The organism is Mucilaginibacter limnophilus, assembly GCF_004005815.1.
Taxonomy (GTDB): Bacteria; Bacteroidota; Bacteroidia; order Sphingobacteriales; family Sphingobacteriaceae; genus Mucilaginibacter; species Mucilaginibacter limnophilus.
This window is the reverse complement of the sequence record NZ_SACK01000001.1, coordinates 1-16,169: the sequence shown is the minus strand read 5'-3', so window position 1 is coordinate 16,169 and position 16,169 is coordinate 1. Positions and strand designations below refer to the sequence as shown.

Sequence of the window (16,169 nt, the reverse complement as noted above, 5' to 3'; positions counted from 1 at the left end):
AGATGAAAAGCGAAAATTTCAGGCACTAGTCCTGGATAGGTTATGAGATGAACTTGCGCTGTTTTATATGGTCCACTTTTTACGCTTTGGGAAACAGGCGCAGTGAGCGCATACCATATATTAAAACGCTTTTCCAACGAGAACCCGTTCGGGGACTTCTCAGACCCACCTAAGCCCGCTCAACACACATTCAAATTCGAAAATCCTAATAGAAAGGGATGAGAGATATATAAAGCGGCTCTGTTTTGAATGACCGGAGGGGAATTTGGTATATAGGGGGTATATGGGCATGAGCGCTTAATGTATGTTGGAAATAGTCACATAGATACTAATTATCAACAGGCGCTACTACTTGTCTTGAGGAATGTTAATTTAGTATAATGGACTTATAAAGAAATACTTACATGCTCAATAAGTTAACTGTAAAGAAAATAGTGGAGTTTAACAGACTCTCTGAAAAGCGACGTTCAACTTTTATCAATCAATTGAAAACCCCGCCAAAGCCAAAGATTGATGAAAGTGGTGGTGACTATTGGGTAACGGGTTTAAGTGCGCTTGGCACTGCATTCAAACAGAATGATAATAATATCATAAAGGAAAGAATTGAGCCCTTGGCAGGTAAGTATAAGGCAGCAAATAACAATCGTAATAGAAACCAGTTTAAGAGGAACTTGGACATATTAATCAATTACCAAGATTTCGATTTCTCAACTTTAAGACCAAGTACTGATTTGAAGTTTCCTACCAAGTCTAAAGAGCCTTTAAATATTAATAATACGTCGTTACACGTGTTACCACAACACGTTTTTACCTATAAAGTTAATGATGAGCCGACTGTTGGCGCAATATGGTTTGTAGCATGGATAGACAAGTTTGCACTTAGTGACCTCGGAATCTATTCTGAAAGCTTATTTAAGCACTTAAACCAGGTGTACTCGAATCGTTATAAAGTCGATCCAACTTATTGCTTAACTGTTGATGCATTAAGTATGTCGAAAGTAAGTTATGATAGTGTCTTAAGTGGTAAAATATCTTCTTTGCTTGAACCTTCAATTGATACACTTAGCAGATATTTATAAGATTATAGAAGTGCCATAGAAGACCTTAATTACTAAGAACACTATAAAACTTTACCTTCAGTTATTCTTAGTAGATACTCAATCTTTTCTAGCAAAACGCTTAACATAGTTCCGTCTGTTATCGCTTTCCATGCTTCATATTTATGCCAGTTATTGTAAGGTGATTCCATCTTGTGATAAAGTGGCCACCAACCGTTCTGCCGTAATGAGCGATCAGCCAATGCATTTAAATTATTTTTGACTTCATCTGGTATAGGTTCCTTTACAGGGTCTTGCTTGCAAGTGAAACCATAAATCATATCCTTGTCTGTACTCCAAAATTGAAACCCAATATTGACATGTTGCCACTCCTCCTTCCATATCCAAATGCCGGAATAGTTTCTTTTAAAATTAATGCCGTTGACACAGTGTAAACCTATCTTTTCACAAGCTTCTTCAAGTTTAGGTGTGAACTCGCTTGCTAAGACATTTTCAAGCGTTTGGTCTAAACTATCAGCAATGGTAAATGAGGCTTCGAGATTGGATAATAGCAAGTGATCTAATTCTCTTTGCATGGTATGATTAAGGGTTTGGTTTGTTAAGTATTTTATAAGGTTGATATATTGAGTAATCGATTCACGTACGATAGGATAAACTGCTACTTCTTTACGACATTCTTCTAGCCATGAAACTATATCAGATTTATAAGAAAGACACTTGAAATGAGTATCCTGTATAAGATCGTCAAAGCTTAACTCACTCGGCAGCTTGCCATCTAGTGTTAAGTATATTAAGTCGGCATTCGGAGCATGCCTGTGATATCGTTTAAGTTGAAAGTTTTGGTCTCCAGCATATATCTTGTTTTCAATAAGAATATTATTACCAGCGTCATCAGTTATAGCAATGTCTATACGGCCTCCTTCTGTTCGATCATGACTTATAAAGCCTATATGCTTCTCTATCTCGACTTTGCAGTTGCTTATGTTAATTGCATTATTCTTGAAGCAGAACTGTTTAATGAATAATTTAAGAAACGTGTCTTTTTGACCGTGACTTCCTATAGGATCAAGTAAGGAGGCTAAAAATGCCGAATGCAATCTAACTTCAGATGCTTCAAGCTTTAGAATGCGAAAGACATTGAAGTTTTCTCCGGTAAGGTCATTAATTTTCTTGTAATGATTGTTTAACGTGGTTACTTGATTCAGTAAACTTTTAATTTGAAGTTGCTCCATCTTGTAATAAGGTAAAGCAAAATGAAGATAATTGTTGACAGTAGCAAGCTTTAAAACAACAAAAGCTGCACTATTGACAGCTAACGGTTAAGTTTTTTATGTCCAAAAAATATAAATGGGTATATCCCCTCCGTTAAAAAGTGAACATTAAACCCAATCAACCCATATAATTAATTTATTGAATCGAATGGATTTATTTATGTCCAGCAAATAACTCGGGGTATATACCCTTACTTACAAAGTGGACACGTTAAAAAGTATGAACGTATCCTAACATCTCATATCCTCGAAGCCAATTGCCCTGTTCATCTTTTCGAATCCGTTTACGTTCAGACAGAATAACACCATTACGTAGCAACTGTACTGTAGGCTTGAGGTCTAACAATCCCGTTTCAGTGATACCTTTTTTGAGAAGACCTTCTATCTCATCACTGGTATAGCCCTGCAACTTAAAAGTTCGCTGTATGTACCTAATGATTGGCAACAACCGTTTTAAGCCTTTAGCTTCTTCCATTTGCTTAGCAATCTTATTGATGTTGTAATCTAACTTTGCCGCATTCTCCAATCCATATTGGTCGATGATAGACATTTGCTCAGCATAGCTAAACCGTAAGAGGGAAAGATTAGCGGCACGATTGAATGCGCTATTACTTTCCATAATCACTTTCACCCTCTGACCAACGAATTCATTAACGGTTGTATAGGCTGTATGATCGCTTATTGTTGTTAACTGTTCGTCTGTTAGACTATAGAGTACATGCTTTGATTGCTCGGTAACATTAAAATGTGAAATAGCTCTATAGCGCTCAATTAGTGAACCGGCGCTCTTGTAGTAAAGCTTTACTTGTTCTACATACTTGAAGTTATCTACCATGAAATAATTAAGCCCTCCATCGCCTTTCCTAAGGAAGTAACCGAAGCCATTCAGCTTTAAAATTTCTTCAATAAAGCTGTTGATGTACTCAATGTCTGAGATTGGCTTAAAGGTCGAAATGAATTCATGTAGCTTACGTTTATCTTCTAAAATTGCCATTATCTCTGTTTCGTTGAAGCTTGTTAGCTTGGTATTATAATTTGCGATATGGTAAACATCTTTCTTTACAATGATCTCCGGCTCTCCTTTAACAAGCTCCGGCTTTCTAAATCTGCCAACAATTTGTACAGCCTCTGTTGCCGGATCAATAACTGAATGTTCAACAGCTAAAACATCAGAAATCATAATTATTATAGGGTCGCAATGATAATCTTTGTAGTCAATGTCAACCGCAGAGAAGAAGCGACTGGTCATGAAGTTGTATTTCGCAAACTTATCATTGATCTGGTCATAAGCATGCTCAATACTATTGCGCTTTAAGTCTTTGACACTGGTTTCCGAGCAATAAACTGCATAGTCATCAAGCTTTAATCCTTTAATGATATTGCGAATGCGCTTGGTAGATTTAAAGAAAATATAGTACTTCCTGCCTTCGTCTGTACCTGTGCTGCTATATTGATCAAATACAGACTTTAGTTGGTAGACAATATTATTGGTAGTGAACACAGTGATAGCTTGCTTATGAATGTACGCTGGTTTAATCTTTACGTGATTAAAATCCTTAAAGCGTGGGTCACTTGGAATGATAGGAGTAGCTGATATGAACGCCTTACCCTTAAAAGCAAAGAACGCATCAATAGGGTTTATAATGTCTTCCCGATAATTTACGTCTTGAATGGCCTTCTCGCATTCATCAAACAGTAAGAAATAATCTGTAAAAACAATTTCACCAATTGCCTCAATCACCTTATAGAAGCTCTCTGGTGTGGTAATGATCTTTTTGTAACCTTTACGATTGACAATGTAGTATTTAATATCCTCAACAGTTACATTCTCATATACACCAAGCACAACCTTGTTCTTACGTGCCTTGCCATTCATCTTATTACACTTTCCAATAATAACAGGTAAGTTGTGTTCAACAATGAGGCTATTACGTTCATAGTGTAATTCCCAATGTGTTGCACCACATGCAGGTATTTCCTTGTCGACGAAACTATCTGTTGGTAAGCCTAAGCTTTTGAAGGGCTCCAGTTGCCCTAAGTATTGATTGAGGGCTAGCCAATGTATTTTACTTTGCATAAATTAAAAAAAATAAGACACCTTATCAGTGCATTCACATGTACTGTCAAGTGTGTTAATAAATTGTTTAAGAGCCCGACAACGGTTTGTTGCCGAGCTAGAGATGGGAAGTTAGACTTTATGTGCCTCGGCAATTAGGTCATCCAATGTGAAATTCGTTTCGAATAAACCTGCTTGATAGTCTTTAATGAACTGTAGCATGTTACCTCCTAAAATCACCTTAACACCTTCTGGTCCTTTTGGACGAAGGAAATTTTCGTACTTATACCGCTTGCCGCCACGGTCAGTTTGGATCCTACGATGTATAGTCATCTTCAACTTCTCATTAATCAAACTGAAGAAAGCAGACAATTCCTCTTCATCCTCGTCCCGTAACGTTTCTCCAAAATGTAGGAAGCCATCTTTGTCTCCGTCCCAATATTTTGTTAGAAACGCAGCTGCAGTTAGAATTGGGGCTGTAGTGCCCGCTTGAGGTTCTTGACCTCGATTAAATTTTCTACCCATAAGGTATTTAAAATTATGTTTTACTAGCTCGTTGCCTTCTAGCCTAGGTGAGCTTGTGCATGTGCACCTGATAATCATACATCATAGTCATACTTCTGCAGCAGTTAACTGTTGATGTCCTTGATTATGGTGTAAAGTTCGCTTGTGTTAGATGTGGGCATGAAGACAACTAGAAACGATTTGAAAACTTTATTTGTCTTCAGTAATTTCAGCCCTCAGGATCAGCTTGCGGATAGCATCGTCATATTCATCATCTTCCTTTCGACCTGGTCTTTTACTAGGAACATAGATTTTAAATTTCTGTAAGATTTGATAAATGAAGTTGCCTTGTTTCACTGTCACAGAAGATTCGCTCTTGCGTTTAGGGTTGTTTAAGCTAACTGTTTCATTATTCAAATAACTTAAGATACTCTTGGCAAGTTTACCGACCAATGCTTTAGAAATTTGGCTATCTGTCTTCAACTTAATAGCTTCTTTCAACTCTTCTTCAGATACTCCTTTTATTACAAGTTTATAAAGTCTCATGTCAAATCTTTTGATTTGTACTTTTAATTGAGTAGTGACATAATGAAAGAGTCCTTTTGTCAAGGTATCATCACCTGTTGAGTAGCTGATGTTATTTGATTTGCCTTCAAAACGAATAATTGATCTATTAGGTCTTTCAAGTTTTATTAAGGCTTGTAAAAAGGTAACGCGTTTAAGTAATACTGCTTTTAATTTATTTCGCCCTTCTTCATCAGTTGACCTTAACACATAATCAACCAGTAAGCAAAGCAAGTGGCTTTCATGGTACGGGTCTTCATTATCGAGTTTTGCAGCTCTAGTAGTTGCGAGAAACTCACCAATTTCGTCACTTACAGCATTAAATGTTTTAAGATCATCATAAGTGTGAATGATTACTCCAATGTCATGTCCTTCGTGTACTTGTTTATGATAAGCTTGCAGAACTGGCGGTAGTACGTATTTTTTGAGAACATCTATTTTCAAAAGCAATGTTATCGTACCTACTTGACTTTGTGTATTCCAATTGAATTGTATGGTTTTGGTATTATCCATCGCATCAAAGATGTAAATTCTTTCAAAAGTATGGTAGCGAAGTTGAATCGCTCCGCTACCTTTTAAATGTTCACTTATTCAAGAAGTTGTACAATTCGTGCGTTAACTTCATCAATCAAACTTTGATCAAAGCTATCAAGGTAAATGTTGGTTATCTTGTTACCATGTTCATGACCTAGCGCCTCCGCAATTAGTTCAATTGAATAACCTAATCGTTTTGCAGTTGTTGCCCAGCTGTGCCTAGCGACATATGTTGTAATGTCACCTTCAATCTTACAAGCTTCCGCAATGTTCTTCAAATGCCGGTTGATTTGTTTAATTGCTTGCATTATAAGGTACTTAGCTTTCATACCATCTTCAACAATATTTGCTGGCAATATAGGTAGCAAGTACTTTTCATTGGAACCCTTATAATACGATATAATCTCTTCAGCAAGAGGAGTCAGTTTAATGTTAAGCTCCTGTCCCGTTTTCCTTCGTCTATATATAATCCTTCCTTTCTTGATACTAGCCTTTGTAAGATACGCTAAGTCAGTAAACGAAGCACCAATAAGTGAGAAGCTAAGCAAGAAGTAATTACGTGCATGCCAACGTCTGGATTTCGGTTTCAAATCATGCTTAGCAAACTTCTGTATACTTGGAATATCAAGTGCTCTCTTGGCAGTTCGTTCTGTTTTGATTGGTATGTCTAAGAATGGATAAAGGGATTTATCAACCAGTTTGGCTTTCACTGCTTTATTGTAAATGGCCCGTAGCGTTCGAAAGTAGTTGCTGATAGTATTCTGCTTAACTCCATCTTTCATGAGGTGGCGCTTGTAGCTTTCCAGTAAGTTGTAATTGATATCTGTAAAGCGAAGCTTAGGATTATTAGTAAACTTGTTGAAACGCTTAACTGCCACTTGGTAAACCAACGCATTACCAGCCTTGTTCAACTCTATCAACTCATCAATTAGCTGTTGTGCAAAATCACTGAACAGACGTCCAGAAGTGACTTTTGCAGGTTTGTAATCTTCACTCAGACGATTCTTTAGTTCCTCAAATGTAAATTGCTCTTCGTTTATAAGTTGAAAAGCTACATTCTGAATCTTACTATAGAATTCAGATATAGTCTTATTGTATGCTTGTGCATTAGGATGATTGGATTTTACTTTTGATGCACTGCTATCCCATTGATTTGAATTAACGCGAATTCCAGTGGTAAAGGTTGTGTTGTTTCGATTGTAAGTAACTCTGACTACTACTGGGTAAATGTTGTCTGCTTTGGCGCGTTTGTCGTTAAGAAGGATTTTGAAGTAAACCATAAATTTGTTGGTTATGGTTACTTGATGTACTAACAGTGTACTAACAATGTACTATCAGATAGAAGGCTTTGCAGACATAACTAAACGCTATTCCAACAAAAAAGCCCTCTCATTCATCATGAGAAGGCTTTTATAAGTGATTCCGTTTGGATTCGAACCAAAGACCTACTGCTTAGAAGGCAGTTGCTCTATCCAGCTGAGCTACGGAACCTTATTTTGCGGTGCAAATATGCTAAAATTGCCGCATATAGGCAAAATCGCTTTTACATATTTGTTTGGTATTTGCAATTATGTTTTTATATTTTAGTGGCCGAACCAATTAACTTAATGCTATTTAACTCATTACAGTTCCTTCTGTTCTTTTGCAGCATAACATCGCTGTATTTCTTGCTTGCACATAAATACCGCTGGTTATTACTGCTATTGGCAAGCTGTTATTTTTACATGGCCTTTATCCCTAAATACATTATAATATTAGGGTTCACCATTATTATCGATTATTTTGCTGGCTTACTAATTGAAAACGCAAACGGAAAACGCCGAAAAATTGTTCTGATAATAAGCCTTATTTCCAATATCAGCATACTTGCGCTGTTTAAATATTTTAACTTTTTAAACATGAATCTTACTGAAGTACTTGCAGCCTTCGGTAAGAACAACCCGATGCCATTTTTACGCATAGCACTACCTATCGGGCTTTCGTTTCATACCTTTCAGGCCATGAGTTATACCATAGAGGTATACCGTGGCAAGCAAAAAGCAGAACGCCACTTTGGCATTTATGCGTTATATGTGATGTTTTATCCACAGTTAGTTGCCGGACCAATAGAGCGTCCGCAAAATTTACTTCATCAGTTTAGGGAAAAGCATTATTACAATGCTGATAACATGCGTAGAGGCTTGTTGCAAATGGCGTTTGGCTTGTTTAAAAAAGTGGTAATTGCTGATAGGCTGGCTATAGGAGTCGACTATTCGTTTGCACATTACCAGCAGCAAACCGGGCTAAGCTTGTTAATTGCCTCATTACTATATTCGTTTCAGATATACTGTGATTTTTCAGGTTATTCAGATATGGCTATCGGCGCTGCCCGATGCATGGGGTTTAAGTTGATGACCAACTTTAATACGCCTTATCTGGCACGCTCGGTAGGCGAATTCTGGAAACGATGGCATATTTCTCTGTCAACCTGGTTTAAAGATTACCTGTACATTCCGCTTGGCGGCAGCCGGGTGCCCATACCCAGATTTTATCTCAACTTATTAATTGTATTTTTAATAAGCGGGCTTTGGCATGGCGCTAACTGGACCTTTGTTGTTTGGGGCGGGCTAAACGGATTAATGGTTATTATTGAACACGCTTTTAGCACCCTTAAGTTTAACATGCGCTTGCCACGTGTAAACGGCACTGCTAAGAAAGTAACACAGATACTGCTAACATTTTTGCTTATATCACTGGTGCGGGTGTTTTTCCGTTCTCCAGAAATTTCACAAGCCGGTGTTATTTTATCAAAGATATTCAACCTATCATTTATTGACGCAGTGCAATCAGGTTTAAATACGAATGAGTTACTGTTCAGCCTGCTGCTTATTACCATTTTAATACTGGTTGAAAGGCACTGGCCAAGGTTACAGGTGGGGCACGTTAATAAGTTTGCTTATGCGTGCGTGTTTACCCTACTGTTGTTTGTATGCTATTTTTTTGGTGTTTTTAACTATAAACAGTTCATTTACTTTCAGTTTTAATGCCAATAATGAGAAAAGCTGTACTTGCTTTAATAGCTCTGATTTCAACGGGATTATATGTTTTTAGCAGCAATAGTAATATTATGCTGCAGTACTTTAATTACCGTGTAAAACTCAACTCGGTATTTGGTACCGACCGCTCACGATACGGCGACCTGTATGGCTTAAGCTACCTGCCCGATTTCAAAAAAGATGACCCGCTTGATACTGCAGCCTACCCCGACACAGTAAGAGGTGTAAAACGCGATATTAACCTTTATGTACTATGTAATAGCTATATATATGCCTTTGTAAAAACTGAAGCAATTTTTGCCGGTGTTAAGCGCTACTGGTTTGGCAGGCCCGGATTGTTTGACGACCCGGTGGTTAAATTTGATTCGACAGAGCGCAATGTACTGCTGTTACAATCTACCGAGCATTTTTTGCATAACCTAACCATACCCGGTCTGCTAACCGGAAGCCTGGTAACTACGCCGTCAAAAAGTAAGGTCGATACCCTGCCATCCGAGTTCGAAAAAAAAGTAAACGTTGCAAAACTTCCGGTAAACAACATGCTGTTTAATCCTCGTATACACGAAACTCTTGAATTTAACCTTTTTGATTACCGTTTTTTAACTCCGCTTAAAGAATTGAAGGCACAAATTACTTACAAATGGTTCAATCGTACAGATCATGCTGTAAGGATTTCGTCCGATAAAAAGTACTTGTTTATGGCTTCATCTGTTGATACAAGTAACAACTCCAGCTCATTTAAAAAAGTTACTGATCAAGAAATAAATGAATATGTAATGTTGCTTAACCAGGCTTATGATCATTATAAAAGCCTTGGCTTTGATGAAGTATATTTAAGTATAATACCAAGCGCAGTAACCATATTAGCTCCAAATATGGGAGAATACAATAACATTATTCCACGCATACAAAATCATCCTGATTTAAAGATGCCCTATATCGATATTTATAAAAAATTTCGGTATTCTAAAGAAAGCATTTACCAAACATCAGACATGCATTGGAATTACAATGGTTTCAGAATATGGGTTAATGAATTTAACAAAACACTCCAGAACACTTACAAAAATGACAAATTTAAAAAATAAAAGTCCCCTTACACTCGCTGCTTGGGGACTTTCAACCTAAACCTTATCACATTAGTAAGCATGAACTTACTAGGGCTCAAATATAGAATATTAAAGTGTATTTTGTACACCACACTTTTGTAACAAATTATTTAAAAACATTTCACACTTACATGTTTGAACATTATTTAGCTTACTTTGAGTTAATTAAGTACACAATAGAGTAATATTAAGTTATCCGTTTTGACAAAAACATGACATTAAGGAACAAGGAATTTTAACGCCGAAGGTTGAATTTTTATGTTTAATTCGGTATGCCTGTTGAGTTGTATAAGTTCGTCGTCGGCATGCAATAGCGTACCTTCCCAATTAATTTTTATATTTTTACCTTTAAAACTTTTATAGGAATATGGCGGGCGACCGGGGTTATCAATAAGTTTTTTAAGATAATCCATAAACGGCAGCCGCTCGTCAGCAGGTAACAGGGCTACTTCAAAATAACCATCTGCCGGATCAGCATCGGGTGATAGTATCAGGTTAGGGCCAATTGAGCGGATATTCATTACCTCTGCAAGTATAAAATCGCCTTCATGAGTGGCACCATCAACAGTGATGCTGCAATGAGTTGCCTTGTAAGTTTTTACAATATCCCTTAATACCTCAAGCGCTTTTTTTATTTCTTTTTCGGGAGTATCAAGCTGCTTTTTGTCAACTTTTTTCATTTCTTCCATTAACTGCGGAAAAATACCGTAGCCAAGGCCTTCCATAAAAAAGTTTTTCTTAGGCAGATCATTTAATATCGCAATATCAAATGTTTTGGTCTGTTCATCGTGCCAGCAACGTACAATATCAGCCATTTCACCATGTATGCCCAACGTTTTAGCAATATTGTTGGCCGTACCCAGCGGAAGCAACCCTACCAGGTAAGGGCAGGGCAAATTATCATATATCAATGTTTTGGCTACCCTGCGTACAGTGCCGTCGCCACCTACAATTACCAGTAAGTCTGTACCGGGTGCAATGTGCTCCCAACCATCTTCCTTAAACGATGCATAATCGCATTCAAATCCTTCATTTTCAATTAAAGCTATCAACGTTTCTTTTGAATGATCCTTATCTCCGGCTTTAGGATTATGTATCAGTTTAGCTATCGGCATATACATTCTCTTTTAAGTACATCAATCAAAACATCCTTTTTGTTTTTGGGTTGAAATAATAATAAACATCAGGTTTTTGATATGAGAATTTTAATAACAAACGACGACGGTATATATAGCCCGGGAATAGCAGCCCTTGCACAAATCGCGAAGAAATTTGGTGAAGTACGGGTGGTAGCACCCGATGTTGAACAATCATCAATGGGGCATGCGGTAACACATTCGAGGCCGCTTAGTTATAAAAAATCACCTATTGAGTTTCCGGGCGTAGAGGCTTACAGGGTAAACGGTACTCCGGCCGACTGTGTAGCACTGGGCACCCATCTTTGGGGTCATACCGATGTAGTACTTTCAGGTATAAACATGGGGCCTAATTTAGGTAACTCTATGTGGCATTCGGGAACGCTGGCTGCCGCTAAGCAGGCTGTTTTGCTAGGCATTAAGGGCATAGCCTTGAGCACACCGGTAGGCAAAACCGAGCCTGACTTTAACGCGCTTGAGCCGTTTGTTGAAAAGACACTTACATTGCTCTTAAAAGACACCACACTTTCGTTATATAACGTAAACTTTCCACCTCAGCCAACTGAATTGAAGTGGACCCGCCAATCGGTACGTTTGTATGACGGTACCATAGTACCGGGAACCGACCCGATGGGACGCAAACACTACTGGTTTACCGTTACTCCGCTTGACGCGGCTGAAGAAGGCACTGATCGTTGGGCAGTTGAAAACAATTATGTATCCATTACTCCGCTTCGGCTTGATCTTACAAATGAAGATGAATTGCGAAAGGTTAAAGAGAAGCTACCTGTAGAAAGTGTTTAGTTTAACTATTATCAAAATCTGAAAGCAGCGCCTGCAAAATAATTGTGGGTTGCATGTTTTTGTATGCCATAGTAAACGCCGCCATCAATTAAAAAATGATCTGATACTTCAAATTGCAGTTCAGCATTCAGGAAGTTATAAATATTGTGTTCCTTAAAATCGTAGGTGTAATACGTTTCGGCAAAAGCTTCAAGTTTTTCCCCAAGTTTATGACTTATACCTGCACCTTGCATCAATTCGGTATGGTAGGCATCATCGTCATCGTCTTTTAATCTGTCGGCTTCTACTTGTAGTTCAAGCTTCCATTCGCCTGGTAGTTTGACTTCCATGGGTACAATTAGTCCGCCTTCATACTTTTTGTTGTCTGAATATTTGTTAGTGGGGAATTTTACGTAAGGCAATACAGATAGAGCAAAATTGCCCTTATCGTTTCCAATGATATTTTGCTTTACCCGAAGCCGGATATCACCAAAACCCTGCATAGTTTCACGCTCGCCGGTTGATAGTTCTTTTGTTTTTTCAATACCGTAGCTTTCAATAAAAATTTGAAAATCGGTACTGTTGGTTATACCAAGTTTTATATTAGCGTTATTAAACACCCATTGACGGTTACTTTCAATTTCTGTCGTTTGGGTTTCCAGTTTCACCAAATCTGTTTCATACATAATATGGCCGGCATCAACTGTTAACGGACTTTCAATGATAGTTGGCCTATCGCTTTCAAACTCACGCATTTCATTAGCCGGTGTTGGTTTAAAAAGATTAAATTGACTTTTGTTTTGTGCGTGAGCAGTAATAGTCAGTACAAAGAATAAAACTAGGGTTATAATACGCTTCATACGCTAATTACACAGCATTGCGTTTAAAGTTTTCCTTGATAAAAATTATCTTGTGTTAGATATAACCTTAAAGCCCTGTTGCAAAGTTTTTCCGCGCAAGGTAACAAGGCTATCGGGGTACGGCGTACACGGCAATCCGTGGCCGAAACATCTATCGCCGGGTATAGGTTCATAAACCGTAACACCTTTAATAGTATAAGTCCTGAAAGTTTTTTCAGTGGGTTCGGGTACCGGTAATGGTTTTAGCAATACTGAAGAAAAATTTGTTAGAGCATGCCTGATATATGCTTTAAGTGAGTTTACCTCGAGGCAAAAAAGAATAGTGATCACTATGGCAAACAGGGCACGCCCTTTTTGACGTTGAATTGAAAATCGGGTAATAAGTAATGGTGAAACGGCGCCTGCCGCTATAAAGCCAACGCCAAATCTAAATACCGGCGCCATTAGTAGCCAAAAAACACTCGCAGTAAACGTTATAAAGGCTATGCATACTACTGCCCGATTCTTTACTTTCTTAAATGCCTCAATAATCAACGTTATAACCGGTAACACAAAACCTGCTGTTATAAATAGCTTTTGATAAATGGTGTGCCGTTTAAACCAAGTGGGTAACCACTCCTGCAAAGGTGCGTGTGCAGCTATAGCGTACCGCGGACCGGGATTACGCGCCCAACCTACAACAGATTGATGCTCATCGAGTACTTTTGATAACGGCACCTTCCAATCAAAATTAAAAATATCAAGGGACGGCATTGGATAGATCAGCCAGCCGGTTAGCAACACATTACGCACAAGCCATGGCACTACAACTATAGCCGGTATACCTACCAGCAATAACATATGCCTAAACCGTAAATGATTTCTCGACAGTAATAAGGCCGGCAACGCCAGTATAGGCATCGACGAAAGTTTAACTGTGAGTACATAAGCGGCTATAATTACCATTGGCAGCAAGCCATTAACGGTTACCGGCGTTTGGCCGTTGGCTAATTGTGTGGTACGGGCTAAAATGAACAAAGGCAGGGTTAGTGCAAAAAAGTCCGGACTGGGTGTAGTAAGATTATTACCTAACAGCAGTACTACCAGCATCGCCACAGCAAAAAAGAAAAACTGTCCGCTTATACCCTGCTTTTTATAAATGTTAGCCATAGCCCCGGCAAAGTATATAACCAGTATTACAAATACCACAAAGTTTACAGAATAAACCTGCTGTCCAAACAAGGATGTAAACGCTGTGAGTGCAAAAAGCGAGAAAACATTCGGGTTGAAGCCAAATCTGCCATGCAGATTAGCTAAGCCGGGAACTGCGGCGTATTCTTCAATCCACTTCACAGCCTGGGTATGGTAAAGAGCTGTATCATAGTTATTAGTGGCAGCATTTAGTGCCATTAAAAAGCCTGGGGCAATAAAAAGAATAATGATAATAAGGGCTTCACGCTTAATTACAATCCTGGCTAAAAGCTCGTTTAAATCCTTCTTTATATAAGGAAACAGTACGGCTGCTGCCAGCAATAAAAAAATAAGAGAATAACTGTTAACAGGTACAAATAGCGAGAGCAGCGCGGTTACAGTATTCACTGTTGCTAAACCGATTAAAAGCTTTTCGGCAATTATAGTGGTAATTGACAGGTATTTTGACACCGCTAGTCCGAAAACAAGCAATAAGAAAAATAATGAAGCGCTTGATAGAAGTAATGCCAGCATTGCCCTTGTAAAAGTATTAATTGTATAAATTACATATTTTGCTCAGTTCCAGACATATTGCTTGTACTTAATTGCATGTTTGTTTATATTTGAATAATCCCGGCACTATTTATTGCACTAAATATATGTACAGTTTAGCTTTTTGCTAAAAAAATCGTTTTTTCAGCCTGCAAAGTGCACATTTTACAATAACTTATTATACTTTTACCGGGATTTTAAAAACTCTATTAATATGATCATCATCGCCGACGGAGGCTCAACTAAAACAAATTGGTGCCTTGTTAATGAAGAAGGCAAAAAAGTTTACTTTAATACAGAAGGTTACAATCCATATTTTGTAAGTAAAGAATACGTTATACAATCGTTACGCGAAAACCTGCCTACTGATTTACAAATAGATAAAATTACCGAAGTTAATTACTACGGCGCAGGTTGTTCAACCGAAGAAAAGCGCGACCAGCTAAAAGGCGCCATGTCGGCAGTATTTACCACCGCCAAAGTAAACATTGGGCACGACCTGTTGGCTGCGGCCCGTGCATTGCTTGGCCACACTGAAGGCTTTGCGGCAATTTTAGGCACAGGCATGAACACCTGTACATATGATGGTAAAGGCATCATTCAGAACATCGACTCGGGCGCGTATATTTTAGGCGATGAAGGCAGCGGCTGCCATATTGGCAAGAAATTACTTATCGACTACCTGCGTGGTTATATGCCCGAAGCGGTAAGAAAAAACTTTTGGGATACTTTTAAATTAACCCCAGATGATGTTAACGAGCAGGTTTATACTAAACCGCTGGCTAATCGTTTCTGCGCAAGTTTCAGCAAGTTTGTTTATGATAACAATGTGCACCTTGAGTACTCACGTAACCTGGTACGTTCATCATTCGAAGAGTTTTTCAAAAATGTAGTGGTACACTACCCCGATTATCAAAAATACACTTTCAACTGTATCGGTTCGGTAGGTTATAACTTCCGTAACGTGCTTGAAGAGGTAGTAAGCGAGCACGGTATGGTTGTGGGCAAAATCATCCGCTCACCTATAGACGACCTGGTGAAATTTCACCTTGAGCTTGCACCAAGTCAACTGTAAAAATCAAATCAGCCTTACATAAAAAAAGCCCGGTTATGCCGGGCTTTTTATTTTGTCTTGTCCTGAAAAAAGTTGACTAAAATTTAGTCAACGGAATGAGTTACAAAGTAATTAAATTAAAAGGCGAGGCCCCGCAGTTTAAGTACAGTGAGGTCTTTAGACGGTCTGTAGTGGCCGAGTATGAAAAAGGGTTTTTAAACAAAGACCAAATTCAGGCTAAGTATGGTATTAAGGGCAACTCGCGGGTATTGGAATGGTGCCGCAGGTATGGTAAATTGCACTATCCGAAAGCAGGAGCTTTGGGCCGCCCGATGAAAGATCCACAAAAGCAACGAATTAAAGACCTGGAGAAAGAGTTAGCTGACGCTAAACTGAAGCTGGTTGCTTATGAAAAACTGATTGAAATTGCCGAACAGGAAGAAGGAATCATTATCTTAAAAAAGACGAAGCCAAACAATCCGG

At 38.4% G+C, this 16,169-nt stretch carries 13 protein-coding genes, 1 tRNA gene and 1 pseudogene; 6 read left to right on the top strand and 9 right to left on the bottom strand.

All coding sequences use genetic code 11. The annotated features are described in order from the left end of the window. Positions 1–404 precede the first annotated feature (404 nt). Positions 405–1,079, top strand: a complete 675-nt coding sequence (locus tag EOD41_RS00075) for a hypothetical protein (RefSeq protein WP_127702751.1) — start codon at positions 405–407, stop codon at positions 1,077–1,079. Positions 1,080–1,120: 41 nt separating this feature from the next. On the opposite strand, the gene EOD41_RS00070 is transcribed toward EOD41_RS00075, so the two are convergent. The 6 genes from EOD41_RS00070 to EOD41_RS00045 form a co-directional block, all read right to left on the bottom strand. Continuing rightward, positions 1,121–2,290, bottom strand: coding sequence for a PDDEXK-like family protein (locus EOD41_RS00070; protein ID WP_127702750.1), 1,170 nt, complete (start codon positions 2,288–2,290; stop codon positions 1,121–1,123). Between the two features lie 250 nt (positions 2,291–2,540). After that, positions 2,541–4,406: a hypothetical protein gene (locus EOD41_RS00065; RefSeq protein WP_127702749.1), complete on the bottom strand. Its 1,866-nt coding sequence runs from the start codon at positions 4,404–4,406 to the stop codon at positions 2,541–2,543. 111 nt (positions 4,407–4,517) lie between these two features. After that, positions 4,518–4,910 carry a hypothetical protein gene (locus tag EOD41_RS00060; protein WP_127702748.1) on the bottom strand — a complete coding sequence of 131 codons (393 nt, stop codon included), beginning with the start codon at positions 4,908–4,910 and terminating at the stop codon, positions 4,518–4,520. 189 nt (positions 4,911–5,099) lie between these two features. Next, entirely contained in the window at positions 5,100–5,966 is an 867-nt protein-coding gene (locus EOD41_RS00055; RefSeq protein WP_127702747.1) for a hypothetical protein, read from the bottom strand. A gap of 74 nt (positions 5,967–6,040) precedes the next feature. Then, positions 6,041–7,267, bottom strand: a complete 1,227-nt coding sequence (locus tag EOD41_RS00050) for a site-specific integrase (RefSeq protein ID WP_127702746.1) — start codon at positions 7,265–7,267, stop codon at positions 6,041–6,043. 137 nt (positions 7,268–7,404) lie between these two features. Continuing rightward, positions 7,405–7,478 (bottom strand) — tRNA-Arg (locus tag EOD41_RS00045). Positions 7,479–7,594: 116 nt separating this feature from the next. Between EOD41_RS00045 and EOD41_RS00040 the strand changes: the two genes are divergently transcribed. Together EOD41_RS00040 and EOD41_RS00035 are read left to right on the top strand one after the other, a co-directional pair. Further along, positions 7,595–9,010 carry an MBOAT family O-acyltransferase gene (locus EOD41_RS00040; RefSeq protein ID WP_127702745.1) on the top strand — a complete coding sequence of 472 codons (1,416 nt, stop codon included), beginning with the start codon at positions 7,595–7,597 and terminating at the stop codon, positions 9,008–9,010. 83 nt (positions 9,011–9,093) lie between these two features. Beyond that, positions 9,094–10,110: a hypothetical protein gene (locus EOD41_RS00035; protein ID WP_127702744.1), complete on the top strand. Its 1,017-nt coding sequence runs from the start codon at positions 9,094–9,096 to the stop codon at positions 10,108–10,110. A gap of 239 nt (positions 10,111–10,349) precedes the next feature. Here EOD41_RS00035 and EOD41_RS00030 read toward each other — a convergent pair whose 3' ends face one another. Then, positions 10,350–11,246: a diacylglycerol/lipid kinase family protein gene (locus EOD41_RS00030; protein ID WP_164849836.1), complete on the bottom strand. Its 897-nt coding sequence runs from the start codon at positions 11,244–11,246 to the stop codon at positions 10,350–10,352. An 81-nt stretch (positions 11,247–11,327) separates the two neighbouring features. Between EOD41_RS00030 and surE the strand changes: the two genes are divergently transcribed. Continuing rightward, positions 11,328–12,071, top strand: coding sequence for a 5'/3'-nucleotidase SurE (surE, locus tag EOD41_RS00025; protein WP_127702742.1), 744 nt, complete (start codon positions 11,328–11,330; stop codon positions 12,069–12,071). An 11-nt stretch (positions 12,072–12,082) separates the two neighbouring features. On the opposite strand, the gene EOD41_RS00020 is transcribed toward surE, so the two are convergent. Next, entirely contained in the window at positions 12,083–12,910 is an 828-nt protein-coding gene (locus tag EOD41_RS00020) for a transporter (RefSeq protein WP_127702741.1), read from the bottom strand. A gap of 45 nt (positions 12,911–12,955) precedes the next feature. Further along, entirely contained in the window at positions 12,956–14,614 is a 1,659-nt protein-coding gene (locus EOD41_RS00015) for an LIC_10190 family membrane protein (RefSeq protein WP_127702740.1), read from the bottom strand. A 232-nt stretch (positions 14,615–14,846) separates the two neighbouring features. On the opposite strand from EOD41_RS00015, the gene EOD41_RS00010 reads away from it, so the two are divergent. Together EOD41_RS00010 and EOD41_RS00005 are read left to right on the top strand one after the other, a co-directional pair. Next, a complete protein-coding gene (locus EOD41_RS00010; protein WP_127702739.1) occupies positions 14,847–15,707 on the top strand; it encodes an N-acetylglucosamine kinase in 861 nt (286 codons plus the stop codon). 95 nt (positions 15,708–15,802) lie between these two features. Next, positions 15,803–16,169, top strand: a pseudogene (locus tag EOD41_RS00005) (hypothetical protein); the annotation flags it as partial.

Excerpts from the sequence above, each read along its gene's own strand:
- EOD41_RS00075 (WP_127702751.1), top strand. The coding sequence starts at position 405 with ATGCTCAATAAGTTAACTGTAAAGAAAATAGTGGAGTTTAACAGACTC.
- EOD41_RS00035 (WP_127702744.1), top strand. The coding sequence starts at position 9,094 with ATGCTGCAGTACTTTAATTACCGTGTAAAACTCAACTCGGTATTTGGT.
- EOD41_RS00020 (WP_127702741.1), bottom strand. The coding sequence starts at position 12,910 with ATGAAGCGTATTATAACCCTAGTTTTATTCTTTGTACTGACTATTACT.
- EOD41_RS00060 (WP_127702748.1), bottom strand. The coding sequence starts at position 4,910 with ATGGGTAGAAAATTTAATCGAGGTCAAGAACCTCAAGCGGGCACTACA.
- EOD41_RS00040 (WP_127702745.1), top strand. The coding sequence starts at position 7,595 with ATGCTATTTAACTCATTACAGTTCCTTCTGTTCTTTTGCAGCATAACA.
- EOD41_RS00015 (WP_127702740.1), bottom strand. The coding sequence starts at position 14,614 with ATGCTGGCATTACTTCTATCAAGCGCTTCATTATTTTTCTTATTGCTT.
- EOD41_RS00070 (WP_127702750.1), bottom strand. The coding sequence starts at position 2,290 with ATGGAGCAACTTCAAATTAAAAGTTTACTGAATCAAGTAACCACGTTA.
- EOD41_RS00065 (WP_127702749.1), bottom strand. The coding sequence starts at position 4,406 with ATGCAAAGTAAAATACATTGGCTAGCCCTCAATCAATACTTAGGGCAA.
- EOD41_RS00055 (WP_127702747.1), bottom strand. The coding sequence starts at position 5,966 with ATGGATAATACCAAAACCATACAATTCAATTGGAATACACAAAGTCAA.
- EOD41_RS00010 (WP_127702739.1), top strand. The coding sequence starts at position 14,847 with ATGATCATCATCGCCGACGGAGGCTCAACTAAAACAAATTGGTGCCTT.
- EOD41_RS00050 (WP_127702746.1), bottom strand. The coding sequence starts at position 7,267 with ATGGTTTACTTCAAAATCCTTCTTAACGACAAACGCGCCAAAGCAGAC.
- EOD41_RS00030 (WP_164849836.1), bottom strand. The coding sequence starts at position 11,246 with ATGCCGATAGCTAAACTGATACATAATCCTAAAGCCGGAGATAAGGAT.
- surE (WP_127702742.1), top strand. The coding sequence starts at position 11,328 with ATGAGAATTTTAATAACAAACGACGACGGTATATATAGCCCGGGAATA.